We start from the raw sequence: 24,964 nt of genomic DNA on the forward strand, positions 1-24,964 counted from the left end.
AGACCTCCATCAAGCCCTCCCTGCTCTCCGTCGTGCTGTCGGCCGCATTACTGGCGTCCGCACCAGCCGTCGTCTTCGCGCAGGCCGCCGCACCGGCCGCCGCCGCCAAGCAGAACACCGCCAGCCAGGTCGTATTGAGCAGCAGTACGCGCATCCTGACCACGCTCGACCAGCGTCGCGCGGAGTTCAAGTCGAATCCCGCTGCGTTGCGCCAGTTCGTGACCGGCGAGTTCAACACGCTGTTCGACGGCGACTACGCCGCCCGCCTGGTGCTGGGCGTGCACGGCCGAGGCGCCTCCGATGCCGACGTGAAGCTGTTCGGCCAGGCCCTGACCGAGCGCCTGCTGTCCGCCTACGGCGCGCGCCTGGCGGACTTCAACGCGCGCCTGAAGGTGCGGGTGAAGTCCGAATCGCCGCTGCCCGGCGGCCGCGGCGTGAAGGTCGACACCGAGTTCGTGCAGGCCGACCAGACCGTCACCCCCATCACCTTCTACGCGCGCAACGTGGGCGGCCAGTGGAAGGTGTTCGACGTGCTGCCGGAAGGCGTGTCCTTCGTGCAGACGTTCAAGACCCAGTTCGACACGCCGCTGCGGCAGAAGTCCATCGCCCAGGTGGCGGCGGACCTGAAGTCCGGCAAGCTGCAGGTCAACGGCAGTGCCGGCGGCAACTGACGCCAGCGTCCGGCGCGACGGCGACGCGCTCGTCTTCGCGGGCGCGCTGGACCGCACCGCCGCGGCCGCGCTGTGGCGGCAAGCCTCGGCGCAGTCGGCCGGCGCGCAACGCATTGTCCTGACCAACGTCACTACCGTCGACAGCGCCGGGCTGGCACTGTTGGCGGAACTGGCCGCACGTCTTCGCGCCAGCGGCACCACCCCACGCCTGGAAGGCCAGCCCGCTGGCCTGGCCGACCTTCAGGCCGCATATCGCCTGACGCCGGAACTGGATTTCCCGGCGTAACCCCACCCCCGCCGTTTGCAGGAATCAGGATGAATCTGTTCCGCCTCAGTACCGTCGTCCTGCTGGCCGCCCTGGCGACCGCCTGTGCGTCGGCACCTCCCCCCTCGACGGCGGCGCCGGCCGATGCGGTGGTGATCGACAGCACCGCCACGGCGCCGTTGCCGCCCGAGCCGCCGATCGACCCCGCGAGTATCGACGCGCCCGCCCCGCCGGCCACCACCGCGACGGCGTCGGAAGGCGAAGACGACTTCGCCGCGATCTATGGCCAGGGTGCCTACGACCCGGTCGCCGATTCCACCCTGCCCGCCCCGGCCCAGTCGCCCGTCGCGTACGACCCGTGGGAAAAGTTCAATCGCAAGGTGCACGCGTTCAACAACGCGGTCGACCGAGCCGTCGCACGGCCGCTGGCGCGCGCCTACGTCGCCGCCGTGCCGCGTCCGATACGGCTCGGCGTCGGCAACTTCTTCGACAACCTGCGCCAGCCGCTGACGATGGTGAACCAGCTGCTGCAGGGCCGCCCGCGTGATGCCACGCAGACGTTCGGCCGCTTCCTGCTGAACTCGACGGTCGGCATCGGCGGCATCTTCGATCCCGCCAGCGACCTGAAGATGAAGCGCCGCAGCGAGGACTTCGGGCAGACGCTCGGCACGTGGGGCTGGCGGCGTTCGCGCTACGTGGAGCTGCCGTTCTTCGGTCCGCGCACGGTGCGCGACGTGCTCGGCCTGGCCGGCGACATGCCACTCAGTCCGACCCGTTACGTGGAAGACGACAAGACGCGGATCTTCCTGCAGGGCCTGAACCTGGTGGACACGCGCGCGCAGTTGCTGTCGCTGGACAGCCTGCGCGAGGGCGCGGTGGACGACTACGCGCTGGTCCGCGACTCGTGGCTGCAGCGCCGCAACTACCAGATCGAAAGCCACCGCAGCAGCAAGCAGCAGACCGAAGACGAGCTGCCGGAATACCTGCAGGACGAGAACAACCCGACCGTGCCGGCCGACGCCATGCCGATGCCGGAGATCAACGGCGGCTGATCCGATCATCGCGACACCAAGAAAAACCGGCGCATGCGCCGGTTTTTTTTCGTCCTGTAGCCGATGCGATGCACCGCGACGCGGGTGCCCTCGATGAGATCAGTCGACGCAGATCGTGCCCTGGGCCACACCGCCATCGATCCGCTGCCGGCAGCCGAAGTTCTGGCTGACATCGCGCTGGCACGTCCCGGTGGCCTTCGCGCCCGGCACCAACGCCTCATCGCCGCTGGCCAGGCACTGGCCGGCGCAGTCCGCCTTGCTGCTGCAGGCCTTGCCGGCGTCGGCGTAGGCCACCACGCACTGCATGCGCTGCAGACGACCCAGCGGCTGCATCTGGCCACCGGAGGCGGCGCACTGCGCAGCGGTGACGGCTGTATCGGCGGAGGAGTCGGTTGCCGGCGCGGTAGTGGTGCAGCCGGCGAGCGCGAGCAGTGAGGACACCATCAGGGCCAGGCGCATCGTGACGATTCCGAAGGGGAAGGATGACGGACGAGGGTAGATCATCGCCGCGAAGCCGACACCCTTATTCTGTTTCGTCGTCCGCTTCGTCCTCGTCGCTGCCGTCCAGTCCGATGTCGCCGAGCAGTTGTCGCGTCTGTTCGCCGCCCAGCGATTCCACGCCACGCAGCCGACGCTCGATCGTGCGGGTCTTGCGACTGGCTTCGCCGAGGCTGCGGCCGACGGTCGTGATCTGCTTTTCGGCCTTTTCCAGGATGCCGGCGAACTTGCCGAACTCGCTCTTCACCGCGCCCAGCAACACCCACACTTCACTGGAGCGCCGTTCGATGGCCAGCGTGCGGAAACCCATCTGCAGGCTGTTGAGCAGCGCGGTGACCGTGGTCGGACCCGCCACGACCACGCGGTGTTCGCGCTGCAACAGGTCGACCAGCCCGGGACGACGGATCACTTCCGCGTAGAGGCCTTCGGTGGGCAGGAACATGACCGCGAAATCGGTGGTGTGCGGCGGCACGACGTATTTTTCGCTGATCGACTTGGCCTGCGTGCGGATCGCACGCTCGAGCTGCGCGCCCTGCTGGCGCACGCCCTCGGCGTCGCCCTGGTCCTGCGCATCCAGCAGGCGCTCGTAGTCCTCGCTGGGAAACTTGGAATCGATCGGCAACCAGACCGGCACGTCGTCCGGACTGCGGCCGGGCAGGCGCACGGCGATGTCCACCATCTCGCCGCTGTCGGGACGCACCTTCACGCCCCGGGCGTACTGTTCCTGGGTCAGGGTCTGCTCGAGGATGTTCTCCAGCTGCACCTCGCCCCAGCTGCCGCGGTTCTTGACGTTGGTCAGTACCCGCTTGAGATCGCCGACGCCGGTGGCGAGCTGCTGCATCTCGCCCAGGCCGCGCTGCACCTGTTCCAGCCGCTCGGACACCAGCTTGAACGACGCGCCGAGCCGCGCCTCCAGCGTGGTCTGCAGCTTCTCGTCCACGGTGGCGCGCATCTGCTCCAGTTTCTGCGCGTTGTCGACCTGCAGTTCCTTCAGGCGCCCTTCCAGGGTGGTGCGCATCTCGCCGATGCGCTGCTCGTTGCGCTGGGTCAGTTCGTTGAGACGCTGGCCTAGCGCGTCGGCGAAGCGCTGCTGGGATTCGGAGGCGTCCAGGCGACCCTTGCGTGCGTCTTCGCTCAGCGTATCGCGCAGCACGTCCAGGCGCTGGTCGGTACGCGTACTGAGGTCGGCCAGGCTGCGCGCGAAGCCGTCGATGCGGATTTCCTGGGCCCGCGACAGGCCTTCCAGCTGTTCGCGCAGTTCGCTGCGACCTTCGCGTTGCTCGTCGCGCAGCGCGCGCTCCAGCAGGTCGCCGATGCGCGCTTCCGGACGGCGCAGCACCAGCACCGCCAGCAGGACAACGGCGATGGCCACAAGGACGAGCAGCAGGATGAGCAAGGTCTGGGAATCCATGCGGACAGTGTAGCTGCTGCCGTCTCACCGCCTGAGGCGGACGACGGGCACGCGGCGCGAACGTGCGGCAGCGCCGATCCCGTCGGACCGTCGTCTCCGCGCGAAGGCGGTGTCGCGTGGTGCGCCGCCGATTGCCAGCGCCGGCCCCGGCCGCTTAGGCTGCGGGCGGCCGCGGGCGCCATGCCGCGGATCATCCCCCCGACCCGCCTGCGCTGGCGCACCGCCCGCGCGCTGTCCGTTGACGCATCCCGAGGAGTTTCCATGACCTGGCTACGGCGCAAATCCATCGACCGGATCACCGAGCACGAAGAAGGCCGGCGACTGGTTCCCACGCTGAGCTGGCCGCACCTGGTGGCGCTGGGCATCGGCGCCATCGTCGGCACCGGCATCTACACGCTGATCGGCGTCGGTGCGGAGAAAGCCGGACCCGCCGTGCTGATCTCCTTCGTCGTCGCCGGCGTGGTCTGCGCCTGCGCCGCACTGGCCTATGCCGAACTGTCGACGATGATGCCGGCCGCCGGCAGCGCCTATACCTACAGCTACGGCGTACTCGGCGAATCGATCGCCTGGATCGTGGGCTGGAGCCTGATCCTCGAATACTCGCTGGTGGTCAGCACGGTGGCCGTGGGCTGGTCCGGCTACTTCGTCGGCTTCCTCGAGTGGGTGCAGCAGAACTTCGGCTGGAACGTCACCCTGCCTGCGGCGCTGTCCGCCGGTCCGCACGCGGGTGGCGTGATCAACGTGCCCGCCATCGTCATCACCTTCGCCGTCGCCGGCCTGCTGATCGCCGGTACGCGCGAGAGCGCCACGCTCAACGCCATCCTGGTGGTGTTCAAGCTGATCGCGCTGGCCGTGTTCATCGCAGTCGCGCTGCCGGCGTTCAATCCGGACAACCTGCAGCCCTTCATGCCGTACGGCTTCCCGAAGTCGATCGGACCCGACGGCGTCGAACGCGGCGTGATGGCGGCGGCGGCGATCATCTTCTTCGCCTTCTACGGCTTCGATGCGATCTCCACCGCCGCCGAAGAAACCAAGAACCCCGGCCGCGACCTCTCGATCGGCATCATCGGCTCGATGGTCGGCTGCACGCTGATCTACCTGCTGGTGGCGGTGGCGGCGGTCGGCGCGCTGAGCTACACCGTGTTCGGCCAGAGCGCCGAGCCGTTGGCGCTGATCATGCGCGAACTCGGGCACGGCACCGCCGCGCTGGTGATCGGCATCGTCGCGATCGTCGCACTGCCGACGGTGCTGCTGGCGTTCTTCTACGGCCAGAGCCGCATCTTCTTCGTGATGTCGCGCGACGGCCTGCTGCCGCGCGGCCTGTCGAAGGTCAATGCACGCACCGGCACGCCGGTGGCGATCACCGTGTTCACCGCCGTGCTGGTCGCCGCGCTGGCCGGCGTGGCGCGCCTGGATGAAATCGCCGCGCTCGCCAATGCCGGTACGCTGGCGGCGTTCGTCGCCGTCGGCGTCTGCCTGCTGGTATTGCGCACGCGCGAACCGGAGCGTCCGCGCGTGTTCCGCACGCCGCTGGCGTGGGTGGTCGGTCCGATCGCCATCCTCGGCTGTCTGTACCTGTTCTGGAGCCTGCCGCACCGCACGCAGCTGTGGTTCCTCATCTGGAACGTGGTCGGCATCGTCGTCTACCTCGCCTACAGCCGTCGCAACAGCATGCTGGCCAGGGGCGGCGACGCATAAGCGCGCTGGCATCCGCGCTTCGAGGAAGCGGGCTTCGGCCCGCTTTTTCTTTGCCTGTAGGGATCCGCGCTTGCCATACGCAGGCGTGTGCAGCGCCGGCGCTTCATTCCCGGCGTCCACGGCACTAAGATGCCGCGCAGGCACACCATCCCCCGGGTTACGACGTTGATCATCCATCCCAAAGTCCGCGGCTTCATCTGCACCACCACCCATCCGCTCGGTTGCGAGCTCAACGTGCGTGATCAGATCGCCGCCACGCGCGCGCAGGGCGTGCGCAGCGATGGGCCGAAGAAGGTGCTGGTGATCGGTGCGTCCAGCGGCTACGGCCTGGCGGCGCGCATCAGCGCGGCGTTCGGGTTCGGCGCGGACACGCTGGGCGTGTTCTTCGAGAAGCCCGGCAGCGAGAAGAAGGCCGGCACTGCGGGCTGGTACAACTCGGCCGCGTTCGACAAGGCGGCGAAGGAAGCCGGCCTGTACAGCCGCTCGATCAACGGCGATGCGTTCTCCGACGAAGCACGCGCCAAGGTCATCGAGCTGATCAAGGCGGAGATGGGCGGCCAGGTCGACCTGGTGGTCTATTCGCTGGCCTCGCCGGTACGCAAGCTGCCGTCGACCGGCGAAGTGAAGCGCTCGGCGCTGAAGCCGATCGGCGCGCCGTACACGTCCACCGCCATCGACACCAACAAGGACCAGATCACGCAGGCGACGATCGAGCCGGCCACCGAGCAGGAAATCGAAGACACCGTCACCGTGATGGGCGGGCAGGACTGGGAGCTTTGGATCGACGCGCTGGACAAGGCCGGCGTGCTGGCCGACGGCGCACGCACCGTGGCCTTCAGCTATATCGGCACCGACATCACTTGGCCGATCTACTGGCACGGCGCGCTGGGCCGCGCGAAGGTCGACCTGGACCAGACCGCGCAGCGCCTCGACGCACGGCTCAAGAAGACCGGCGGTACCGCGAATGTCGCCGTGCTGAAGTCGGTGGTGACGCAGGCCAGTTCCGCGATCCCGGTGATGCCGCTGTACATCAGCATCGTGTTCAAGGTGATGAAGGCGCTGGGCCTGCACGAAGGCACCATCGAGCAGCTCGATCGCCTGTTCCGAGACCGCATGTACCGCGCCGACGGCGCACCGGCCGAGACCGACGACGAGAACCGCCTGCGCCTGGACGACTGGGAACTGAAACCGGACGTGCAGGCCCAGGCCAAGGCGCTGTGGCCGCAGGTCACCAGCGAGAACCTGTTCCAGCTGACCGACTACGCGAACTACAAGCATGAGTTCCTGAAGCTGTTCGGCTTCGAGCGCAGTGACGTGGACTACGACGCCGACGTGAATCCGGACGTGCGGTTCGATTGCATCGAGCTGTCGCCGGAAGGATAAGCGTCTCGCTTGATGTACGAGAAAGGCGGGTTCAGGCCCGCCTTTTTTATGGGTCTTTCCTGTGGGAGCGACGTAAGTCGCGATGGCAGATCGCTGCACGGGGTCATCGCGACTTACGTCGCTCCCACAACAGAATCTACGAGCACTCCCGGCCCAGCGCGCGGATACGGATGTTGCGCAGGTACACGGCATTGCCATGATCCTGCAGGCCGAGGTGCCCGCTGCGCGCCTTGGCGAACTCCGCCTGGCCGGCGAACTTGCTGGCGGCGACGCGACGTTTCCAGTCATCGCTGTCCAGATCGTAGGCCGCCATGCGCACGCCATTGAGCCAATGCTCCACGCGCGGGCCGCAGGCGACGATGCGGGCCTGGTTGTACTCATCGGTCGGCCGCAGCACGTCGCGTGCGGGTGCGATGAGGTCGTACACGGCAGCGGCCCGATGGCTGGGGATGACGCGGTCTTCAGCCTCGCGATCGTCGAGCAGCTGGTATTCCACCGCACGCGCCCAGATCGGCGAAGCATCGACCGCACGATAGAACAGGCCGCTGTTGCCGCCGGGCGGCAGCCGCCATTCCAGTTCCAGCTCGAAGTCGCCGTAAGTGTCGATGCTGATGATGTCGCCGCCACCGGCCGCGGTCAGCGCGAGTTCGCCGTCATGGGACCGCCAGCGCGCGTCCAGCGTGGACGCGCCGACGCTGCGCCACTGGCCGGCATCGGCCAGCGACTGCCACGGCGCGTCATGGGTCGAAGCGCAACCAGCCACCAGGGCGGCGAGCAGGACCGTGGCGATCCGCACGCCGTGCATGCTCAGTCGACCACGCGGCAGAACACGGCCTTCAGGTAGCGCGATTCCTGCACGTGCGCCATGAACGGATGGTCCGGACCGGCGCCGGCGACCTTGAGGATCTGGATCGTGCGGCCGGAAAAGTACGCCGCGCGGCGCAGCATGTCGAGGAACTGCTCCTCGCTGACCAGGCCGGTGCACGAGAACGTCGCGAACAGGCCGCCCGGCTTCACCACGCCCAGCGCCAGCTTGTTCATGTCGAGGTACTTCTTCAGCGCGGCGATCACCTGTTCGCGGTCGCGCGTCATCTTGGCGGGGTCGAGGATCACTACGTCGTACTGCTCGCCGCGGTTCGCCGCATCGCGCAGGTACGGGAAGATGTCGGCCTGGACGAACTTCGGCCGCGCGTTGTTCAGCTTGGCGTTGCCCTTGGCGATCTGGATCACGTCCTGGTCGATGTCCACGCCGATGACCTCGGACGCGCCGCGCGCCGCCGCGTAGACGGCGAAGCCGCCGGTGTTGCAGCACAGGTCGAGCACCGTCTTGCCTTCCACCTGCCGGCTCAACCACTCGCGGTTCTCGCGCTGGTCGGCGAAGAACCCGGTCTTGTGCGCGCCCGCGGGATCGGCGCGGAATTTCACGCCGTACTCGGTGATGACGGCGGCTTCGGTCGTCGTGTTGCCATGGAACTCGAAGCTTTCCTGCTTCTGCACGTGCTCGTCGGCGAAGCTGTGGAAGCGGCAGCCGGGGAACTGCTCGCGCAGCGCCTCGTAGATCCACTCGCGGTGGCGGAACATGCCGGCGGCGAAGAACTCGACCACGATCAGGTCGCCGTAACGGTCCACCACCAGACCGGACAGACCGTCGCCCTCGGCATGCACCACGCGCCAGGCGTCGGTGGTCGCGTCCAGCTTCAGCACGTCGCGGCGCAGCGACACGGCGTCGGCGATCTTGCGCGAGAACCAGCCCGCGTCGACCGGAATGTCGGGGTGGGTCTCCAGGATGCGCACGGCGATGCGCGAATGGCCGTTGTAGAAGCCGCGGCCGATCCACTCGCCGTCCACGCCGACCACTTCGACGAGGCTGCCGGGCTTGGGCTTCTGGGCGGGCTTCTCGACCAGTTTCTGGAAGATCCACGGGTGGCTGGAACGCCAGGCGTTCTTCAGGCGTACGGTCGGGTTGGGCGTGTTCATGAACGCATTTTACCCGCCCGGTTGACCCGGCCGGGCGCCACCCGGACAATCCGCGGCAGAAGGGGAGTAGCTCCCGACGTGCAGGCCGTCATTTCGAGCAGCGATGCTCCGGTCCCACGGCAGCCCACCGGGCTGTGAGCGAGACCTTCGCCGCGATGGCGAAGGCATACCCCGGATCCCCGTTTCCCGGTTCCGAGATGTCCGCGCCTGCGGCCGTCCTCCACTTTATTTCGGGAATCTCGATGGAAACGATTGGCAACCCCTGGTTGTGGGCCGGCTTCGGCGGCCTGGTGGTGATCGCGCTGTTGGTCGACCTGGTGCTGATGCGCCATGGCGGGCCGCACAAGGTCACGTTCAAGGAAGCGATGTGGTGGAGCCTGGGCTGGGTCGCGCTGGCCATGGTCTTCAACGGCGCCCTGTGGTGGTACGTCAACGAGACCGCCGGCCTGGTCGAGGCCAACCGCGTGGGCCTGGAGTTCCTGACCGGCTACCTGGTCGAGAAGGCGCTGGCGGTCGACAACATCTTCGTGTTCCTGATGGTGATGACCTACTTCGCCGTGCCCGAGGAACAGCGCCAGCGCGTGCTGGTGATCGGTATCCTCGGCGCGATCGTCCTGCGCAGCATCCTGATCTTCGCGGGCGCGGCGCTGCTGGCGAAGTTCCACTGGCTGCTCTACCTGTTCGGTGCGTTCCTGCTGCTGACCGGCATCAAGATGTGGTTCGCCGCCGGCAAGGAGCCGGACCTGGAGAAGAACCCGGCGCTGCGCTGGATGCGCGGCCACCTGAAGCTGACCGACGGCTACCGCGGCGACAGGCTGAGCGTGCGCGAGAACGGCACGCGCTGGTTCACGCCGCTGTTCGTGGTGCTGGTGCTGATCGGCGTGACCGACGTGATCTTCGCGGTGGACAGCATCCCGGCGATCTTCGCGATCACCTCCGACCCGTTCATCGTGCTGACCTCGAACGTGTTCGCGGTGCTGGGCCTGCGCGCGATGTTCTTCCTGCTCGCCGGCATGGCCGACCGTTTCCACCTGCTGCCGTATGGCTTGGCGGTGGTCTTGGGCTTCATCGGCATCAAGATGCTGCTGATCGACCTCTACAAGATTCCGGTGCCGTGGGCACTGGGTACGGTGGCGGCGATCCTGGCGGTGACCGTCGCGCTGAGCCTGGCGCGGCCGCAGAAGACCGGGCCGGCGGCCTGACGTGGCAGCAGACCATCCCGCCCGCGGGATGGTCTGTCCATCGGCGGCCGGCCTTGCAATCGCCGGGCCCGCCGCCAGAACTGGACCATGGACCTGCATCCCGACGATCCGGCGTTCGATCCGGAAACGCAGCAGCGCTACGACCGCAAGCGGATCCTGCGCGCGCTCAACCTGAGCCTGGCCTTCGTGCTGCTGCTGGCGATGGTGTATTCGGCGCAGAACAGCTTCGACATACGGGCGTTCGCCATCACGCCGCTGTCGATCGACGGCCTGCTCGGCATCCTGACCGCACCGCTGCTGCACGGCTCGCTCGAACACATCGCAGCGAACGCGTCGGCGCTGTTGATCCTCGGCACGCTGGCCGGTGCGGTCTATCCGCGCGCGACGCTCTGGGCGATTCCGCTGGTGTGGCTCGGTTCGGGCCTGGGGCCGTGGCTGCTGGCCGATCCCGGCACGCATACGCTGGGGGCCAGCGGGCTGACCCACGGCCTGATGTTCATGATCTTCATGCTGGGCCTGCTGCGCCGCGACCGCGCGGCGATCGCGGCGGGCATGATCGCCTTCCTGTTCTACGGCGGCATGGTGCTGACCATCCTGCCGCGCGAAGCCGGCGTGTCGTGGCAGGCGCACCTGGGTGGCGCGGTCGCGGGCCTGATCGCCGCATTCCTGTTCCGTCGCCTCGATCCCGAACTGCCGCGCAAGAAGTACAGCTGGGAGATCGAGGAAGAAGCGGCGGCCTCGCGCGACGACGACGAACTCGAACTGCCCGCACCACGCGAAGTCCCGTTGCTGTGGGTACGCCCGGAGCATCCGGAAGAGGAAAGGCGCGGCGTGGTGCTGCGATTCCCGCCGAGGGATCCGCCGACATCGTGATGCTTCCTGCCGGAGCGATGTGAGTCGCGAGACGATGAAAGCCGGACGCAGGAGGCCGCCAAAAAGAAAGGCAGACCACGACGGTCTGCCTTTCTCTCTTACAGGCGGTGGCTCACCCGTCGCGACTTACGTCGCTCCCACGGCCACCGGCGATCAGAACTTCGCGCTGAACTCCACGCCCACCGTGCGCGGCTCGTTGAGGAAGCCGGTCAGGTTGTTGAAGTCGATGCCGCCGACAATACGGGTCTGGTCGGTGATGTTGCGGCCATAGAGCGCCACTTCGTAGTTGCCGTAGTCCCATCCATAGCCGACGCGCAGGCCGCCCTCCAGCGACGACTTGCCGGTGAACTCACGCGACTCGTAAAGGAAGAAGTTCACCTCGCTGCGGTAGGCCCAGTCGGTGTAGACGTACAGCTCGCTGCCGTCGCCCAGGCCGATGCTGTAGCGTGCGGTGAGGTTGTGCACCCACTCCGGTGCCTGCGGCAGGCGGTTGCCATTGATCAGCGCCTTGCCGCTGGCGTCCAGCGGATCGGTCACGGTGCATTGCGCGCACACGGACACGGCCAGGTCGCGGTCCTTGATCTCGGTGTCGTTGTAGCTGCTGCCCAGGGTCAGCAGCAGGTTGTCCAGCACGTACGCCTGGAAGTCCAGCTCGAAACCCTGGCCGGTGCTCTTCTCGGCATTGAGCAGGATGTTGGAGTTGTTGGCGCCGCCGACCGCGGTCAGCTGCTGGTCCTTCACTTCGTAATAGAAGACGTTGGCACTCAGGCGCGCGCGCTTGTCCCAGAAGTCGGTCTTGATGCCGGCCTCGAACGCGGTGGACGTTTCCGGTCCGGCCACGGTCTTGTCGTTGAAGTCGCCGGCGGACTGGATGCTGCTGCCGCGGTAGCCGGTGGCGACGCGCGCGAACAGGTTGGTGTCGTCGTTGAGCTTGTAGACCGCGGACAGGTCCCAGCTCAGCTTCTTGTCTTCCGGCGACGCCGTCAGGAACGGATCGGCGGCATCACCGGCAGCGAATGCCGCCTGCTGCGCGGCCAGCAGGCCGGCCAGATCGCCCTTGGTGCCGTTGTAGGCCTCGACGCCCAGTTCCTTCTTGTCCACGGTGTAGCGCAGGCCGCCGCGCAGTTCGAGCTTGTCGGTCGCCTGCCAGGTGGCGGCGCCGAACACGGCCCAGGAATCGTTGGTCTGGCGGATGCGCTGGTAACCGCTCTGTGCGCCGTTGCTGAAGATCGAGTCGTAGCTGAAGCTTTCGACGCGGTAGTCCTCGTCGAAATAGAACAGGCCCGCCTGCCAGTTCCACGGACCGGCATAGGCCGATTCGATACGGAACTCCTGCGTCCACTGCGCATGCTTCGGAATACCGTCGGCGGTTTCCGACGAGAACGGAATGAAGCCCGGGCCGTACTGGCCACCCGGTGCGTACGGGGCACCGAAGCCGCCGTCGATGTCGCCACGGTTCATGGTCTCGACGCTTTCGTAGCCGGTGATCGAATACAGCTTGTATTCGCCGATGTCCCAGCTCAGGCGCGCGCTCGCGCCCTGCGATTCGAGTTCCGAATAGTTCAAGCCGTCCTGGGTGACTTCATCGCGGTCGAACCCCGGCACCAGGTTGTTGGTGCCCGGCTGGATGATGTTGGCGCGGAACAGGCGGGCGGTGCCATTCAGCTTGCGCGCGTGCGCGTTGAGCAGCGCCTGGAAGCCTTCGCCCTCGTACAGGAACTGCACGCGGCCCGCGGATTCGTCGTAACCCTCGTAGCCGTCGCTCGGGCCCGGGTAGGCGTTCTTCACCGAATCGTCGCGACGCTGGAACAGCACCGAGGCGCGGGCCGACCAGTTCGGGCTCAGGGCACCGCCGATCGCGCCTTCGAGGTTCCACATGTCGTCGGTGCCGTAGCCGACCTTGCCGTAGCCGCTGGTTTCCTGCGACGGCTTGACCGATTCGAACTTCACCACGCCGGCCGGGCTGTTGCGGCCGAACAGCGACCCCTGCGGACCACGCAGCACTTCCACCTGCTCCAGGTCGAACAACGGGAAGCCCTTCAGGATCGGGTTTTCCTGCACCACGTCGTCATACACCAGCGAGACCGGCTGCGATGTGTTGAGGCGGAAGTCGGTGTTGCCGTAGCCGCGGATGTAGAAGCGCGGGAACGCACGACCGAACGAGGACTCGATGTTGAGGCTGGGCACGCGGCCCGACAGGAAGCGGAGATCGGTGCCGCCGGAGGCCAGCACGCCGAGCTGTTCGGCGTTGACGGTGCTGATGGAAACCGGCACGTCCTGGATGTTCTCGACCTTGCGCTGTGCGGTCACTTCGATGGCGTCGAGCGTGGTCGCGCTCTGCGCGGCGGGCTCGGGCGTTTCCTGGGCGAACGCGGTACCGAACGGCAGCAGCGCGGCGATGGCGAAGGCAAGGCGTTGCGGCCGGAGGGCGGCCGGGCGGACTGGGGACATGGTGGTGGCTTTCCGAGTGGGTGGGGTTCGGGGCGCACGGGGGCGCTAGCACGCGAATGTTGCATTACAGCAACAAGGGGGGCAATGGCCGGAAGTCCCGCTTCCGACGAAGGCCACGACCACGATCCGGCAAGGACCGGTTTCCGTACCCGCGCCGGCCCTTGCGTACGTTCGATTGATGGAAAAGCGCTCCCGCCGGGAGCGTCGACGTCCCGGGCGCATGGGTTGCGGTTGGTCTTCGTTGCGATCACGCACGGTATCCTCCGCCGCTGGTCGCCCTCCCCTGCCCGGTCCTCATGCGCCTAATCCGCCGTTCGCGTCCTTTCCTGTTCGCTTTCTGTGCCGTCTTGCTGGCCGGGTGCGGCGGCGACAACGTCAAGCCGACGCCCCCGCCAGCGCCCGTCGCGACGGTGCCGCCCGCGCCGAAACTGAAGGTCGGCATCGCCCTGGGCGGTGGCGCGGCGAAAGGCTTCGCGCACATCGGCGTGATCAAGATGCTGGAAGCCAACGGCATCGAACCGCAGATCGTCTCCGGCACCAGCGCCGGCAGCGTGGTCGGCGCGCTGTATGCCAGCGGCATGGACCCGTTCCAGATGCAGAAGCAGGCGTTCTCGCTGGACGAGGCGAAGATCCGCGACGTGCGCCTGTTCTCCGGCGGGCTGGTGCAGGGCCAGAAGCTGCAGGACTACGTCAACGACCTGGTCGGCAAGCGCACCATCCAGCAATTGAAGAAGCCGTTCGCCGCGGTGTCCACGCAGCTCGAAACCGGCGAGCGCACCGTGTTCGTGCGCGGCAACACCGGCCAGGCCGTGCGCGCGTCGAGCAGCATTCCCGGCGTGTTCGAGCCGGTGGTCATCGGCAAGGCCAGTTACGTGGATGGCGGCGTGGTCAGCCCGGTGCCGGTCGATGCCGCGCGCCAGCTGGGCGCGGACTTCGTCATCGCGGTGGACATCTCCACCAAGGCGCCCGGCACCAAGCCCGGCAGCATGCTGGGCATCGTCAACCAGTCCATCGGCATCATGGGCCAGCGCCTGGGCGAACAGGAACTGGCGCGCGCCGACATCGTCATCCGCCCGAAGGTCAACGACATCGGCCCGGCCGACTTCGAGCAGAAGAACAACGCCATCCTCGAAGGCGAGCGAGCCGCATTGGCGGCGATGCCGCAGATCAAGGCGAAGCTGGCGGAGCTGCAGCGCACCCGCACCGCCGCGCACGCCGCGAAGCACGCGCCGCCGAAGCCGGATCCGCGCTGCCTGGAAGAGCCGTCGCGCCTGGGGCGCCTGTTCGGCCGCGACGTGAAGTGCGATGCCGCCGGGCAACCCGTAAAGCCGTAGAGCGGCGCGTGCTCCGCTGCTTTTCGCTCCGGCCTCCGTGCGGAGCCGAACAAGCCCGGCTCTATGCGGTCACGCGACGCAGGTTGTCGCGCGCCCTCGCCTCGAGCGCATCGTGGAAATGCGGCGTGCTGTAGATCGCCGGGCGATCCATGAAGCCCCGCAGGATTTCCTTCCGTTTCCGCCGGAACAGGAAGCCCGGCACGTAGCTGTATTCCTTGCGGATCTGCTGTTCGTACTCGTCGAAGCGTGCGCGTTCCGCGCCGAGGATGGACAGATCGATATCGACGAGCAACTGCTCATCTCGACCGCTCGGCACCGCGGTATGCCGCGTCGCCATCACCAGGTCGTGCACGTGCTGTGCTGCTTCGCTCGAGACACCGGCTGCAAGCAGCGCATCGCGCGCCCAGTCGGCACTGCGCTGTTCGTTGTCATGGCCTTTGACGTCATAGATCGCATCGTGGAACCACAGCGCCATCTCGACCGCATGCGGATGCTCGGCCAATCCCTGCGCTTCATCGAACGCAGCCAAGCATTCGCCGAGGTGCTGCAGCGTGTGGTAGTGGCGTTGCGGTTCCGCGTAGGCCGCCCTCAACTGCGCGAACAGGGCACCGCCCTCGCCCACCGCGCCGATGCCGGTCCAGGCGCGCTGCCAGGAGGTAAGGAAGTTATCCATGAATGTCGTCCGGGCCTAGCGCGATGCGCCCATTGTAGGAGCGACGTGAGTCGCGACCGCACGGCATGACCGCCTTGATGCTTGAGGAAAGGCCACGCGGCAAATCAGCCGAGAATCACCGCGCTTCATGACATCCCGGCAGGGTGGGCATGCGGTCGCGACTCACGTGGCTCCTACAGGGACGAACGCAGACCTTGCCCACCCACCGGCACCGTCTCGACGTGGCTGTCGAAGCCGGCGATCAGCGGCCGCGCCTTCGCAATGGCCTGCTGCACGGCGGGCAGCGACAGCGACGCCTTGTGGCTGGCCGCATCGGTCCAGACTTCGGTGATCCAGATCCCGTCCGCATCGGCCGGATCCTGCGCGATGACATAGCTCAGGCAGCCCGGCATCGCATCGGTACCCTCGAGCAGGATCGCGAGCAGCGCATCGCGCTGCCCGGGCGTGGCGCGCATCTTGCCGATCAGTCCGTACATGGCGGCTCCTGCGAAGTGGCGAGCGTTGTAGCACGCAACACGGACAGACGATGTCCTCGTTCAGGCCTTCGGCAACGGCAGTCCGGCGTCGGTCTTCACCGCGCGCAGCACGAAGCTGGAGTTCACGTCGGCCACGCCGCTGGCGTTGAGCAGCCCGTCCAACAGGAAGCGCGAGAAGTGCTCCAGATCCTGCACGACGACATGCAGCAGGTAATCCATGTCGCCGGTCAGCGCGTAGCAGGCCACCACTTCGTCCCGTGCCCGCACGCCATCGCCGAACAGCTGGACGCTGGCGGGGTCGTGCCTCTCCAGTTGCACGCGGACGAAGGCCTGCAGGCCCATGCCGATGGCCTTGGGATCAACGCGGGCCGCGTAGCCCGCGATCACGCCGGTCGCCTCCAGCCGCTGGATGCGGCGCAGGCAGGCCGACGGCGACAGGTTCACCTGCGCGGCGATGTCGGCATTGGTCGCGCGGCCGTCCCGCTGCAGCAGGGCCAGCAGGCGCAGGTCGGTGCGGTCCAGCGTCGTCGATTCGGTCATATGCTGCACAGGATAGCCTGTTCATGCACGATCATTGCGCCATTGGTCGGTATGGACGCAACTTTGCAAGCCTGTTGCGCGGCTCTGCCGCTAGCATCGTCAGGTCACCAATCCATCCGGGGAACCGCCATGAACGAGCCGCGCCGCGTCGAGCACCAGCAGACCGACAAGGGCTACGTGCCGGTCTATACGACCGCGATCGTGGACCAGCCCGCCGAGTATCCGGCCGACGACCACGCCACCTGGGGCGCGCTGTACGAGCGCCAGCGGGCGCTGCTGGTCGGCCGCGCCTGCGACGAGTTCCTGCAGGCGCAGGACGCGATGGGCATGACCCCGGACCGCATCCCGCGCTTCGATGAACTGAACCAGGTCCTGCGCGCCACTACCGGCTGGACCCTGGTCGGCGTGGAAGGCCTGCTGCCCGAACTGGAGTTCTTCGACCACCTGGCCAACCGCCGCTTCCCGGTCACGTGGTGGATCCGCCGCCCGGACCAGATCGACTACATCGCCGAACCCGACCTGTTCCACGACCTGTTCGGCCACGTGCCGCTGCTGATGAACCCCGTGTTCGCCGACTACATGGAGGCGTACGGCAAGGGCGGGGTGAAGGCGCACGGCATCGGCACGGAGGCGCTGCAGCACCTGACGCGGCTGTACTGGTACACGGTGGAGTTCGGCCTGATCAACACGAACGACGGCCTGCGCATCTACGGTGCCGGCATCGTGTCGTCGAAGGGCGAGTCGCTGTACTCGCTGGAGTCCGACGCGCCCAACCGCATCGGCTTCGACCTGGAGCGCATCATGCGTACGCGCTACCGCATCGACACGTTCCAGAAGACCTACTTCGTCATCGACAGCTTCGAGCAGCTGATGAACGCGACCGCGCCGGACTTCACGCCGATCTATGCGCAGCTGGACAAGCAGGACGCGATCCCGGCCGGCGACGTACGCGACGGCGATACGGTCTATACGCGCGGCTCGGGAGAAGGCTGGGCCGACGGCGGCGACGTCTGACGGTCAACCGTAGAGCGGAGCTTGCTCCGCTGCCTTGGCTCGTAGCTTCGAGTCGGTTCGACGCCTTGCGGTCAACGACCACGATGATGGCCCGGAGAGCAGCCGAGCAAGCTCGGCTCTACAATCTCCACTCTGCCCATCGCGCGCGTACCCATGCCCCGACTCTTTTCCTTGTTCGCGCTGCTGGCGCTCACGCTGCTGTCCGCTCCGGCCTTCGCCCGCAACTGCGCGGTGACGATCGAGGCGACGGACATGATGACCTTCAACCTGAAGACCATCCGCGTGCCCGGCGATTGCGCACAGCTGCGGGTGGTGCTGAAGCATGTCGGCCGCATGCCGGCGCAGGCGATGGGGCACAACTGGGTACTGACGGAAACGCGCCACCATCGCGACGTCGGGCTGGCCGGCGGGCGCATGAAACTGGCCGATGCCTACGTGCCGCGCAACGACGCGCGTGTGATCGCGCATACGCCGGTGATCGGCGGCGGGCAGACGACCGAAGTGGTGTTCCCGACGTCGCGGCTGCGGAAGGGCGGCGACTACACCTTCTTCTGCAGTTTCCCCGGCCACTGGAACATGATGAAGGGCGTACTGGTCTTCGAATGACCGGCCCACGTTGATGGTCTCCATCAACGCATCGGGGATTTCTTTCCGACGATGGGTCGCCGTGCCGCTTGGGTGGCCGGGCGCTCCGGTAGCATAGTGATCGCGCGCCGGGCCAGCGCCACGCGCGCCCACTCACAGCTGACGGCACGCCATGAATACCGACTATCGCACCATGCTCCCGGGCACGAAGCTCGACTACTACGACGCGCGCGCCGCGGTCGATGCGTTGCAACCCGGGGCGTGGTCCACGCTGCCGTACACGGCGCGCGTCCATGCCGAGAACATCGTCCGCCGCGCCGATCCCGCACGGCGCGACGACTACCTGCGCCAGCTCATCGAGCGCCGCCGCGACCTCGATTTCCCGTGGTTCCCGGTGCGCGTGGTCTGCCACGACATCCTTGGCCAAACCGCGCTGGTCGACCTGGCCGGCCTGCGCGACGCCATCGCCGACATGGGCGGCGATCCGGCGCAGGTGAACCCCGTGGTGCCGGTGCAGCTGATCGTCGACCACTCGCTGGCGGTGGAGTGCGGCGGCTACGACCCGGATGCGTTCGCGAAGAACCGCGCCATCGAGGACCGCCGCAACGAGGACCGGTTTCACTTCATCGACTGGACCAAGCTGGCGTTCAAGAACGTCGACGTGATCCCGCCGGGCAACGGGATCATGCACCAGATCAATCTGGAGAAGATGTCGCCGGTCGTCTACGTGCAGGACGGCGTCGCGTTCCCCGACACCTGCGTCGGTACCGACAGCCACACGCCGCACGTCGACGCGCTGGGCGTCATCGCGATCGGCGTCGGCGGGTTGGAAGCGGAGAACGTCATGCTCGGCCGCGCGTCGTGGATGCGCACGCCGGACATCGTCGGCGTGGAGCTGAGCGGCAGGCCGCAGCCCGGCATCACCGCGACCGACGTGGTTCTGGCGCTGACCGAGTTCCTGCGCCAGTCGAAGGTGGTCGGCGCCTATCTCGAATTCCGCGGCGAAGGCGCGGCGGCACTGACCATCGGCGATCGCGCGACGATTTCCAACATGGCGCCGGAATATGGCGCGACCGCGGCGATGTTCTTCATCGACGACAACACGCTGGACTACCTGCGCCTGACCGGCCGCAGCGACGAGCAGGTCGCGCTGGTCGAGACCTATGCGAAGACCGCCGGCCTGTGGGCCGATGATCTGAAGACGGCGCAGTACGAACGCACGCTGCAGTTCGACCTGTCCACCGTCGTGCGCAACATGGCCGGCCCGTCGAACCCCCACAAGCGCCTGCCGACGAGTGCACTGGCCGAGCGCGGCATCGCCGACGAAGCCAAGCTGCAGGCAGGCAGGGGAGAGGAAGCGCAGGGCCTGATGCCCGACGGCGCGGTGATCATCGCCGCGATCACGTCGTGCACCAACACCAGCAACCCGCGCAACGTCATCGCCGCCGCGCTGCTCGCGCGCAACGCCAACGCGAAGGGCCTGGTGCGCAAACCGTGGGTGAAGTCGTCGCTGGCGCCCGGCTCCAAGGCGGTGCAGCTGTATCTGGAGGAATCCGGCCTGCTGCCCGACCTGGAGAAGCTCGGCTTCGGCATCGTCGCGTTCGCCTGCACCACCTGCAACGGCATGAGCGGCGCGCTGGATCCGAAGATCCAGCAGGAGATCATCGACCGCGACCTGTACGCGACCGCCGTGCTGTCCGGCAACCGCAACTTCGACGGCCGCATCCACCCGTATGCGAAGCAGGCGTTCCTGGCCTCGCCGCCGCTGGTGATCGCCTACGCCATCGCCGGTACCGTGCGCTTCGACATCGAGAAGGACGCGCTGGGCATCGATGCCGATGGCAACGCCGTCACGCTGAAGGACATCTGGCCGAGCGACGAGGAGATCGACGCCATCGTCAAGACGAGCGTGAAGCCGGCGCAGTTCCGCAAGGTCTACGAGCCGATGTTCAACGTGCGCGTCGAGCACGGCGGCAAGGTCGACCCGCTGTACGCGTGGCGCCCGCAAAGCACCTACATCCGCCGTCCGCCGTACTGGGAAGGCGCGCTGGCGGGCGAGCGCACGCTGCGCGGCATGCGGCCGCTGGCGGTGCTCGGCGACAACATCACCACCGACCACCTGTCGCCATCGAACGCGATCCTCGCGTCCAGCGCGGCCGGCGAGTACCTGGCGAAGATGGGCCTGCCGGAAGAGGACTTCAATTCCTACGCCACGCACCGCGGCGACCACCTGACCGCGCAGCGCGCGACGTTCGCCAATCCGCAGCTCGTCAACGAGATGGCGGTGGTCGATGGTGAAGTGAAGAAGGGCTCGCTGGCGCGCATCGAGCCGGACGGGCAGGTGGTGCGCATGTGGGAAGCCATCGAGACCTACATGGATCGCAAGCAGCCGCTGGTGATCATCGCCGGCGCCGACTACGGCCAGGGCAGCTCGCGCGACTGGGCGGCGAAGGGCGTCCGGCTGGCGGGCGTGGAGGCGATCGTCGCCGAGGGCTTCGAGCGCATCCACCGCACCAATCTGATCGGCATGGGCGTGCTGCCGCTGGAGTTCAAGCCGGGCGAGACCCGCAAGACCTGGGGCATCGACGGCACCGAGACCTTCGACGTGGTCGGCGAGCGCCGGCCGCGCGCCGAGCTGACGCTGGTGATCCACCGCGCCAACGGCGAGATCGTACAGGTGCCGGTGACCTGCCGGCTGGACTCGGACGAGGAAGTGTCGATCTACGAGGCGGGCGGCGTGCTGCAGCGGTTCGCGCAGGATTTCCTCGACGCGTCGAAAGCGGCCTGACCCGTTCGTCGTATCGGTACACCCAACGCACAGGAGTCCGATCATGTCCGACAGCATCCCCGGTACCGTCCGCCTGCACCGCGTACTGCGCGCACCGCCGTCGCGCGTCTACCGTGCCTTCCTCGACCCGGACGCGATGGTGAAGTGGCTGCCGCCGCACGGGTTCACCGGCAAGGTCCATTCGATGGACGCGCGCGTGGGCGGCGGCTACACGATGTCGTTCACCAACTTCGGCACCGGTTCCCGCCATTCCTTCGGCGGCACTTATGTGGAGCTGGTGGAGAACGAACTACTGCGCTACACCGACCAGTTCGACAGCCCCGGCCTGCCAGGCCAGATGCAGGTGACCGTGACGCTGAAGCAGAGCATCGCCGGCACCGAGCTCAATGTCGTGCAGGAAGGCATTCCCGCCGCGATCCCGGTCGACTTCTGCTACCAGGGCTGGCAGGAATCGCTGGAACTGCTGGCGAAGCTGGTGGAGCCGGAGATTCCGGATGGGGCGTGATGCGATCTATGCTCTCTTTCCTGCAAACGGACATCGCAAGCCCCTCTCCCCTCGCGGGAGAGGGGTTGGGGAGAGGGGGCACCATGGCGTCACGCACGTTCGCGAAGCTGCTCCGCAGGCAAATGACCGATGCCGAACATCGGCTCTGGAAACATCTGCGTGCACACCGACTGTATGGCGAGAAGTTCCGCCGTCAGCAACCGATCGGTCCCTACATCGTCGATTTCGTGCATTTCGGAGCGCGATTGATCGTCGAAGCCGATGGCGGGCAGCATGCCGGATCACCTGCGGATAAGGCGCGCGAGGCTTGGTTGATCGCACAAGATTTCTCCGTTCTGCGGTTCTGGAACGACGAGATACTCCTGCATACCGATGCCGTGCTGGAATCGATTTGGCAGGCGCTGCGCGAAAGAGCACCCTCTCCCCCAACCCCTCTCCCGCAAGGGGAGAGGGGAGAACAGCCCAACTGACCGAGTTCCCGATATGTCCCACGTCCCCCAGATCCGCATCCCCGCCACCTACATGCGCGGCGGCACGTCGAAAGGCGTATTCTTCCGCCTGCAGGATTTGCCCGAACGCGCACGGGCGCCGGGGCCGGTGCGCGATGCATTGCTGAGCCGCGTCATCGGTTCGCCTGATCCGTACGGTAAGCACACCGACGGCATGGGCGGGGCGACGTCGAGCACCAGCAAGGTGGTGATCATTTCGGCCAGCACGCAGCCGGGGCATGACGTGGATTACCTGTACGGGCAGGTGCCGATCAACGAGTCCTTCATCGACTGGAGCGGCAACTGCGGCAACCTGTCGTCGGCGGTGGGTCCGTTCGCGATCGCCAACGGCTTCATCGATGCGGCGCGCATTCCCGAGAACGGCGTCGTCACCGTCCGCATCTGGCAGGCCAACATCCACAAGACCATCGTCGCCCATGTGCAGGTGACGAACGGCGAAGTGCAGGAGACCGGCGACTTCGAACTGGACGGCGTGACGTTCCCGGCGGCGGAAGTACAACTGGAATTCATCGATCCCGCCGACGAGGGCGAAGGCGAGGGCGGCGGTGCGATGTTCCCCACCGGCCGGCTGGTCGATGATCTCGACGTGCCGGGCGTGGGCGTGTTCAAGGCCACGATGATCAATGCCGGCGTGCCGGTGGTGTTCGTCGAGGCCGCGGCGCTGGGCTACGACGGCACCGAGCTGCAGGGCGCGATCAACGAGGACAAGGCCGCGCTGGCGAAGCTGGAAGCGATCCGCGCGCAGGGCGCGGTCCGCATGGGCCTGGTCGACAGCGTGGAGGCCGCGGCGAAGCGTCCGCTGACGCCGAAGGTGGCCTTCGTCGCGCCGCCGAAGGATTACGTGTCGTCCAGCGGCAAGCGGGTGCAGGCCGGGGATATCGACCTGCTCGCGCGTGCCATGTCGATGGGCAAGCTGCACCACGCGATGATGGGCACCGCATCCGTCGCCATCGCCACGGCGGCGGCCGTGCCGGGCACGCTGGTGAATGCGGCGGCGGGCGGCGGCACGCGCGAGGTGCTGGTATTCGGGCATCCCTCCGGCACGTTGCGCGTCGGTGCGGACGTCAAACAGGTGGACGGCAAGTGGGCGGTAACGAAGGCGGTCATGAGCCGCAGCGCGCGCGTGCTGATGGAAGGCGCGGTGCGCGTGCCGGGCGACGCGTTCTGACGAGGTCCGGCCGACCTGCCGGAAGTCACCACTTGCGTTGAGGCCATTGCCTCGGCGCGGGGCAGGCGACAGCATGGACGCATGTGGACCTCCCTGACCCGACTTCGCGAACCCATGACGCTGGCTGGCGCCTTCACGCTGGCCGCCGTGGCGCTGGGCCTGCGCTTCCTGCCATCGGACGTGCTGCCCGCCGCTGCCGCCGCACTGGCGGGCTACGCCGCCGCGTTCCTCTTCTTCGCCATCGGTCCGGAGGGCTGGCGCAACCGCAAGTTGATGGCCCTGGCGGCGATGGCGGGTCTATGCCTGCTGCTCGCCTGGCTGACGCCGCGCCTGGGTACGGCGCAGGTGCTGCTGGTCGTCTGGGTCGCCTGCGCCACGAACGTCCTGCCGCCGCGCTGGTTGATCGGTGCCGCCGCACTGTTGAACGCGGCCTTCTACCTGATGATGGTGCATCACGAGTTCGGCGCGCCGTTCACGATGACGCTGATCAACATCGGGTTCCAGTCGCTGGCCGGGCTATGCGTGCATTACGCCCGCCGCGCCGAGGATTCGCGCGATGCGCTGGCCCGTGTCAATGCCGACCTGCTGGCGACGCGCGCGTTGCTGGCCGACAGCGCGCGCGACGCCGAACGCCTGCGCGTGGCGCGCGAGCTGCATGACGTCGCAGGACACAAGCTGACCGCGATGAAGCTCAACCTGCGCGCGCTCGCGAGCGATCCGGTGCTGGCGGCTCGGGAGGAAATCCGCATCGCGCAGCAGCTTTCGACCGAGCTGCTGGACGACATCCGCAGTGTCGTGCAGGCCATGCGCGATTCGCGTGGACTGGATCTGCAGACGGCGATTCGCGCCCTGGCTGCGCCGCTGCCGCGGCCGGCGCTGGATCTCCGCATCGAGGACGACGTGAAGGTCGACGATCCCGCCGTCGCCGAATCGTTGCTGCGTATCGTGCAGGAGTGCCTGACCAACGCCGCGCGCCATGCCAGTGCGGAAACACTGACGGTTTCACTGAAAAGGGAGGACGCAGGCATGCACCTGCAGATCGAAGACGACGGCCGCCTCAAGGGCGGCGTGCGGGAAGGCAACGGCCTGTCGGGCATCCGTGAGCGCGTCGCCGCCCTGGGGGGTGACGTGCGCCTGGGCAACAGCGCAAGCGGCGGCCTGCGTCTCGACGTGAGGCTGCCCGCATGAGCGTGCGTGTCGCCCTGGCCGACGACCAGGCGCTGGTCCGTGCCGGCCTGCGCGCCCTGCTGAAGGCGCAGCAGATAGAGGTGGTGTTCGAGGCCGACGACGGCGCCGACCTGCTGGCGAAGCTGGAATCGCAACCGGTGGATGTGGTGTTGAGCGATATCCGCATGCCGGGCGTGGACGGCATCGACGCGCTGATCCAGTTGCGCGAGCGCGGCGACCGGACGCCGTTCCTGCTGCTGACCACGTTCGACGACAGCGACCTGCTGCTCCGCGCGACCGATGCCGGCGCGCAGGGCTTCCTGCTGAAAGACGCCGCACCGGAAGACCTGCACGACGCCATCCAGCGCGTGGCCGGTGGCGAGACATTGCTGCAGCCGGTGAGCACCGATCCTGTGCGCGCGCGCTTCCGTTTCCGCGACGAAGCACCGCCCACCGATACTTTCAGCGAGCGCGAGGTCGCGATCCTGCGCCTGCTCGCCGGCGGCTACTCGAACAAGGAGATCGCACGCACGCTGTTCCTCGCCGAAGGCACGGTGAAGAACTACGTCTCCACCATCCTCGATAAGCTGGGCACGCGCGACCGCACCCGCGCCGTGCTGAAGGCGATCACGCTGCGGATCATCTGAAGGACGCCGACGCTGCTTCCTGTGGGAGCGACGTCAGTCGCGATGAACTATCAGGGGACAAGCATCGCGACTGACGT

General features: G+C 67.3%; 24 protein-coding genes. 16 read left to right on the top strand and 8 right to left on the bottom strand.

All coding sequences use genetic code 11. The features are described from left to right. Nucleotides 1–8: 8 nt before the first annotated feature. Genes AC1Q5B_RS04285 through AC1Q5B_RS04295 form a run of 3 tightly spaced genes read left to right on the top strand, consistent with a single transcriptional unit; the run spans nucleotide 9 to nucleotide 1,988 of the window. A complete protein-coding gene (locus AC1Q5B_RS04285; RefSeq protein WP_492630945.1) occupies nucleotides 9–671 on the top strand; it encodes an MlaC/ttg2D family ABC transporter substrate-binding protein in 663 nt (220 codons plus the stop codon). Then, the gene (locus AC1Q5B_RS04290; protein ID WP_492630485.1) at nucleotides 655–957 is read left to right on the top strand and encodes an STAS domain-containing protein; all 303 of its coding nucleotides are present in this window, start codon (nucleotides 655–657) and stop codon (nucleotides 955–957) included. The genes AC1Q5B_RS04285 and AC1Q5B_RS04290 overlap by 17 nt, the downstream gene beginning before the upstream one ends. A 29-nt stretch (nucleotides 958–986) precedes the next feature. After that, nucleotides 987–1,988 carry an MlaA family lipoprotein gene (locus AC1Q5B_RS04295; RefSeq protein WP_492630486.1) on the top strand — a complete coding sequence of 334 codons (1,002 nt, stop codon included), beginning with the start codon at nucleotides 987–989 and terminating at the stop codon, nucleotides 1,986–1,988. Between the two features lie 99 nt (nucleotides 1,989–2,087). Here AC1Q5B_RS04295 and AC1Q5B_RS04300 read toward each other — a convergent pair whose 3' ends face one another. Further along, nucleotides 2,088–2,447 carry a hypothetical protein gene (locus tag AC1Q5B_RS04300; RefSeq protein WP_492630487.1) on the bottom strand — a complete coding sequence of 120 codons (360 nt, stop codon included), beginning with the start codon at nucleotides 2,445–2,447 and terminating at the stop codon, nucleotides 2,088–2,090. A 64-nt stretch (nucleotides 2,448–2,511) separates the two neighbouring features. Then, nucleotides 2,512–3,897, bottom strand: coding sequence for a DNA recombination protein RmuC (locus tag AC1Q5B_RS04305; protein WP_492630488.1), 1,386 nt, complete (start codon nucleotides 3,895–3,897; stop codon nucleotides 2,512–2,514). Between the two features lie 261 nt (nucleotides 3,898–4,158). Between AC1Q5B_RS04305 and AC1Q5B_RS04310 the strand changes: the two genes are divergently transcribed. Together AC1Q5B_RS04310 and fabV are read left to right on the top strand one after the other, a co-directional pair. Beyond that, nucleotides 4,159–5,595, top strand: a complete 1,437-nt coding sequence (locus AC1Q5B_RS04310) for an amino acid permease (protein ID WP_492630489.1) — start codon at nucleotides 4,159–4,161, stop codon at nucleotides 5,593–5,595. 165 nt (nucleotides 5,596–5,760) lie between these two features. Then, nucleotides 5,761–6,978: an enoyl-ACP reductase FabV gene (gene fabV / locus AC1Q5B_RS04315; protein ID WP_492630490.1), complete on the top strand. Its 1,218-nt coding sequence runs from the start codon at nucleotides 5,761–5,763 to the stop codon at nucleotides 6,976–6,978. 136 nt (nucleotides 6,979–7,114) lie between these two features. On the opposite strand, the gene AC1Q5B_RS04320 is transcribed toward fabV, so the two are convergent. Further along, nucleotides 7,115–7,774, bottom strand: coding sequence for a 3-keto-disaccharide hydrolase (locus AC1Q5B_RS04320; protein ID WP_492630491.1), 660 nt, complete (start codon nucleotides 7,772–7,774; stop codon nucleotides 7,115–7,117). 11 nt (nucleotides 7,775–7,785) lie between these two features. Beyond that, a complete protein-coding gene (locus tag AC1Q5B_RS04325) occupies nucleotides 7,786–8,955 on the bottom strand; it encodes a class I SAM-dependent rRNA methyltransferase (protein WP_492630492.1) in 1,170 nt (389 codons plus the stop codon). 242 nt (nucleotides 8,956–9,197) lie between these two features. On the opposite strand from AC1Q5B_RS04325, the gene AC1Q5B_RS04330 reads away from it, so the two are divergent. Together AC1Q5B_RS04330 and AC1Q5B_RS04335 are read left to right on the top strand one after the other, a co-directional pair. After that, the gene (locus AC1Q5B_RS04330; protein ID WP_492630493.1) at nucleotides 9,198–10,157 is read left to right on the top strand and encodes a TerC family protein; all 960 of its coding nucleotides are present in this window, start codon (nucleotides 9,198–9,200) and stop codon (nucleotides 10,155–10,157) included. An 87-nt stretch (nucleotides 10,158–10,244) separates the two neighbouring features. After that, the gene (locus tag AC1Q5B_RS04335; RefSeq protein ID WP_492630494.1) at nucleotides 10,245–11,030 is read left to right on the top strand and encodes a rhomboid family intramembrane serine protease; all 786 of its coding nucleotides are present in this window, start codon (nucleotides 10,245–10,247) and stop codon (nucleotides 11,028–11,030) included. A 153-nt stretch (nucleotides 11,031–11,183) separates the two neighbouring features. On the opposite strand, the gene AC1Q5B_RS04340 is transcribed toward AC1Q5B_RS04335, so the two are convergent. Then, entirely contained in the window at nucleotides 11,184–13,481 is a 2,298-nt protein-coding gene (locus AC1Q5B_RS04340) for a TonB-dependent receptor (protein WP_492630495.1), read from the bottom strand. Between the two features lie 296 nt (nucleotides 13,482–13,777). On the opposite strand from AC1Q5B_RS04340, the gene AC1Q5B_RS04345 reads away from it, so the two are divergent. Beyond that, nucleotides 13,778–14,815, top strand: coding sequence for a patatin-like phospholipase family protein (locus AC1Q5B_RS04345; RefSeq protein ID WP_492630496.1), 1,038 nt, complete (start codon nucleotides 13,778–13,780; stop codon nucleotides 14,813–14,815). A 61-nt stretch (nucleotides 14,816–14,876) separates the two neighbouring features. Here AC1Q5B_RS04345 and AC1Q5B_RS04350 read toward each other — a convergent pair whose 3' ends face one another. The 3 genes from AC1Q5B_RS04350 to AC1Q5B_RS04360 all read right to left on the bottom strand — a co-directional run bounded on the left by AC1Q5B_RS04350 (nucleotide 14,877) and on the right by AC1Q5B_RS04360 (nucleotide 16,504). Then, entirely contained in the window at nucleotides 14,877–15,488 is a 612-nt protein-coding gene (locus AC1Q5B_RS04350) for an HD domain-containing protein (RefSeq protein WP_492630497.1), read from the bottom strand. Between the two features lie 173 nt (nucleotides 15,489–15,661). Further along, the gene (locus AC1Q5B_RS04355; RefSeq protein ID WP_492630498.1) at nucleotides 15,662–15,964 is read right to left on the bottom strand and encodes a putative quinol monooxygenase; all 303 of its coding nucleotides are present in this window, start codon (nucleotides 15,962–15,964) and stop codon (nucleotides 15,662–15,664) included. 60 nt (nucleotides 15,965–16,024) lie between these two features. Then, the gene (locus tag AC1Q5B_RS04360; RefSeq protein WP_492630499.1) at nucleotides 16,025–16,504 is read right to left on the bottom strand and encodes an Lrp/AsnC family transcriptional regulator; all 480 of its coding nucleotides are present in this window, start codon (nucleotides 16,502–16,504) and stop codon (nucleotides 16,025–16,027) included. Nucleotides 16,505–16,633: 129 nt separating this feature from the next. Here AC1Q5B_RS04360 and phhA point away from each other — a divergent pair, with 129 nt between their 5' ends. The 8 genes from phhA (at nucleotide 16,634) to AC1Q5B_RS04400 (ending at nucleotide 24,887) form a co-directional block, all read left to right on the top strand. Further along, the gene (gene phhA / locus AC1Q5B_RS04365) at nucleotides 16,634–17,518 is read left to right on the top strand and encodes a phenylalanine 4-monooxygenase (protein WP_492630500.1); all 885 of its coding nucleotides are present in this window, start codon (nucleotides 16,634–16,636) and stop codon (nucleotides 17,516–17,518) included. Between the two features lie 153 nt (nucleotides 17,519–17,671). Further along, on the top strand, nucleotides 17,672–18,124 hold the full coding sequence (gene azu, locus AC1Q5B_RS04370; protein ID WP_492630501.1) for an azurin: 453 nt from the start codon (nucleotides 17,672–17,674) through the stop codon (nucleotides 18,122–18,124). 151 nt (nucleotides 18,125–18,275) lie between these two features. Further along, nucleotides 18,276–20,891, top strand: a complete 2,616-nt coding sequence (gene acnD, locus AC1Q5B_RS04375; protein ID WP_492630502.1) for a Fe/S-dependent 2-methylisocitrate dehydratase AcnD — start codon at nucleotides 18,276–18,278, stop codon at nucleotides 20,889–20,891. 43 nt (nucleotides 20,892–20,934) lie between these two features. Continuing rightward, on the top strand, nucleotides 20,935–21,396 hold the full coding sequence (locus AC1Q5B_RS04380; RefSeq protein ID WP_492630503.1) for an SRPBCC family protein: 462 nt from the start codon (nucleotides 20,935–20,937) through the stop codon (nucleotides 21,394–21,396). Nucleotides 21,397–21,479: 83 nt separating this feature from the next. Then, complete coding sequence (locus AC1Q5B_RS04385) at nucleotides 21,480–21,866, top strand: endonuclease domain-containing protein (RefSeq protein ID WP_492630504.1); 387 nt, start codon at nucleotides 21,480–21,482, stop codon at nucleotides 21,864–21,866. A gap of 13 nt (nucleotides 21,867–21,879) precedes the next feature. After that, nucleotides 21,880–23,073, top strand: coding sequence for a 2-methylaconitate cis-trans isomerase PrpF (prpF, locus tag AC1Q5B_RS04390; RefSeq protein ID WP_492630505.1), 1,194 nt, complete (start codon nucleotides 21,880–21,882; stop codon nucleotides 23,071–23,073). Between the two features lie 81 nt (nucleotides 23,074–23,154). Then, entirely contained in the window at nucleotides 23,155–24,261 is a 1,107-nt protein-coding gene (locus AC1Q5B_RS04395; protein ID WP_492630506.1) for a sensor histidine kinase, read from the top strand. Next, a complete protein-coding gene (locus AC1Q5B_RS04400; RefSeq protein WP_492630507.1) occupies nucleotides 24,258–24,887 on the top strand; it encodes a response regulator transcription factor in 630 nt (209 codons plus the stop codon). The genes AC1Q5B_RS04395 and AC1Q5B_RS04400 overlap by 4 nt, the downstream gene beginning before the upstream one ends. The last annotated feature ends 77 nt before the right edge of the window (nucleotides 24,888–24,964 follow it).

This window comes from Pseudoxanthomonas sp. GW835-FHT14C01, from assembly GCF_058793715.1.

Bases quoted from the DNA above. Each gene is read 5' to 3' on its own strand.
- AC1Q5B_RS04305 (WP_492630488.1), bottom strand. From the start codon at position 3,897: ATGGATTCCCAGACCTTGCTCATCCTGCTGCTCGTCCTTGTGGCCATC.
- AC1Q5B_RS04295 (WP_492630486.1), top strand. From the start codon at position 987: ATGAATCTGTTCCGCCTCAGTACCGTCGTCCTGCTGGCCGCCCTGGCG.
- AC1Q5B_RS04340 (WP_492630495.1), bottom strand. From the start codon at position 13,481: ATGTCCCCAGTCCGCCCGGCCGCCCTCCGGCCGCAACGCCTTGCCTTC.
- prpF (WP_492630505.1), top strand. From the start codon at position 21,880: ATGTCCCACGTCCCCCAGATCCGCATCCCCGCCACCTACATGCGCGGC.
- AC1Q5B_RS04330 (WP_492630493.1), top strand. From the start codon at position 9,198: ATGGAAACGATTGGCAACCCCTGGTTGTGGGCCGGCTTCGGCGGCCTG.
- phhA (WP_492630500.1), top strand. From the start codon at position 16,634: ATGAACGAGCCGCGCCGCGTCGAGCACCAGCAGACCGACAAGGGCTAC.
- acnD (WP_492630502.1), top strand. From the start codon at position 18,276: ATGAATACCGACTATCGCACCATGCTCCCGGGCACGAAGCTCGACTAC.
- AC1Q5B_RS04395 (WP_492630506.1), top strand. From the start codon at position 23,155: ATGTGGACCTCCCTGACCCGACTTCGCGAACCCATGACGCTGGCTGGC.
- AC1Q5B_RS04310 (WP_492630489.1), top strand. From the start codon at position 4,159: ATGACCTGGCTACGGCGCAAATCCATCGACCGGATCACCGAGCACGAA.
- AC1Q5B_RS04345 (WP_492630496.1), top strand. From the start codon at position 13,778: ATGCGCCTAATCCGCCGTTCGCGTCCTTTCCTGTTCGCTTTCTGTGCC.
- AC1Q5B_RS04400 (WP_492630507.1), top strand. From the start codon at position 24,258: ATGAGCGTGCGTGTCGCCCTGGCCGACGACCAGGCGCTGGTCCGTGCC.
- AC1Q5B_RS04360 (WP_492630499.1), bottom strand. From the start codon at position 16,504: ATGACCGAATCGACGACGCTGGACCGCACCGACCTGCGCCTGCTGGCC.
- AC1Q5B_RS04380 (WP_492630503.1), top strand. From the start codon at position 20,935: ATGTCCGACAGCATCCCCGGTACCGTCCGCCTGCACCGCGTACTGCGC.
- AC1Q5B_RS04335 (WP_492630494.1), top strand. From the start codon at position 10,245: ATGGACCTGCATCCCGACGATCCGGCGTTCGATCCGGAAACGCAGCAG.
- AC1Q5B_RS04325 (WP_492630492.1), bottom strand. From the start codon at position 8,955: ATGAACACGCCCAACCCGACCGTACGCCTGAAGAACGCCTGGCGTTCC.
- AC1Q5B_RS04355 (WP_492630498.1), bottom strand. From the start codon at position 15,964: ATGTACGGACTGATCGGCAAGATGCGCGCCACGCCCGGGCAGCGCGAT.
- azu (WP_492630501.1), top strand. From the start codon at position 17,672: ATGCCCCGACTCTTTTCCTTGTTCGCGCTGCTGGCGCTCACGCTGCTG.
- AC1Q5B_RS04350 (WP_492630497.1), bottom strand. From the start codon at position 15,488: ATGGATAACTTCCTTACCTCCTGGCAGCGCGCCTGGACCGGCATCGGC.
- AC1Q5B_RS04300 (WP_492630487.1), bottom strand. From the start codon at position 2,447: ATGCGCCTGGCCCTGATGGTGTCCTCACTGCTCGCGCTCGCCGGCTGC.
- AC1Q5B_RS04385 (WP_492630504.1), top strand. From the start codon at position 21,480: ATGGCGTCACGCACGTTCGCGAAGCTGCTCCGCAGGCAAATGACCGAT.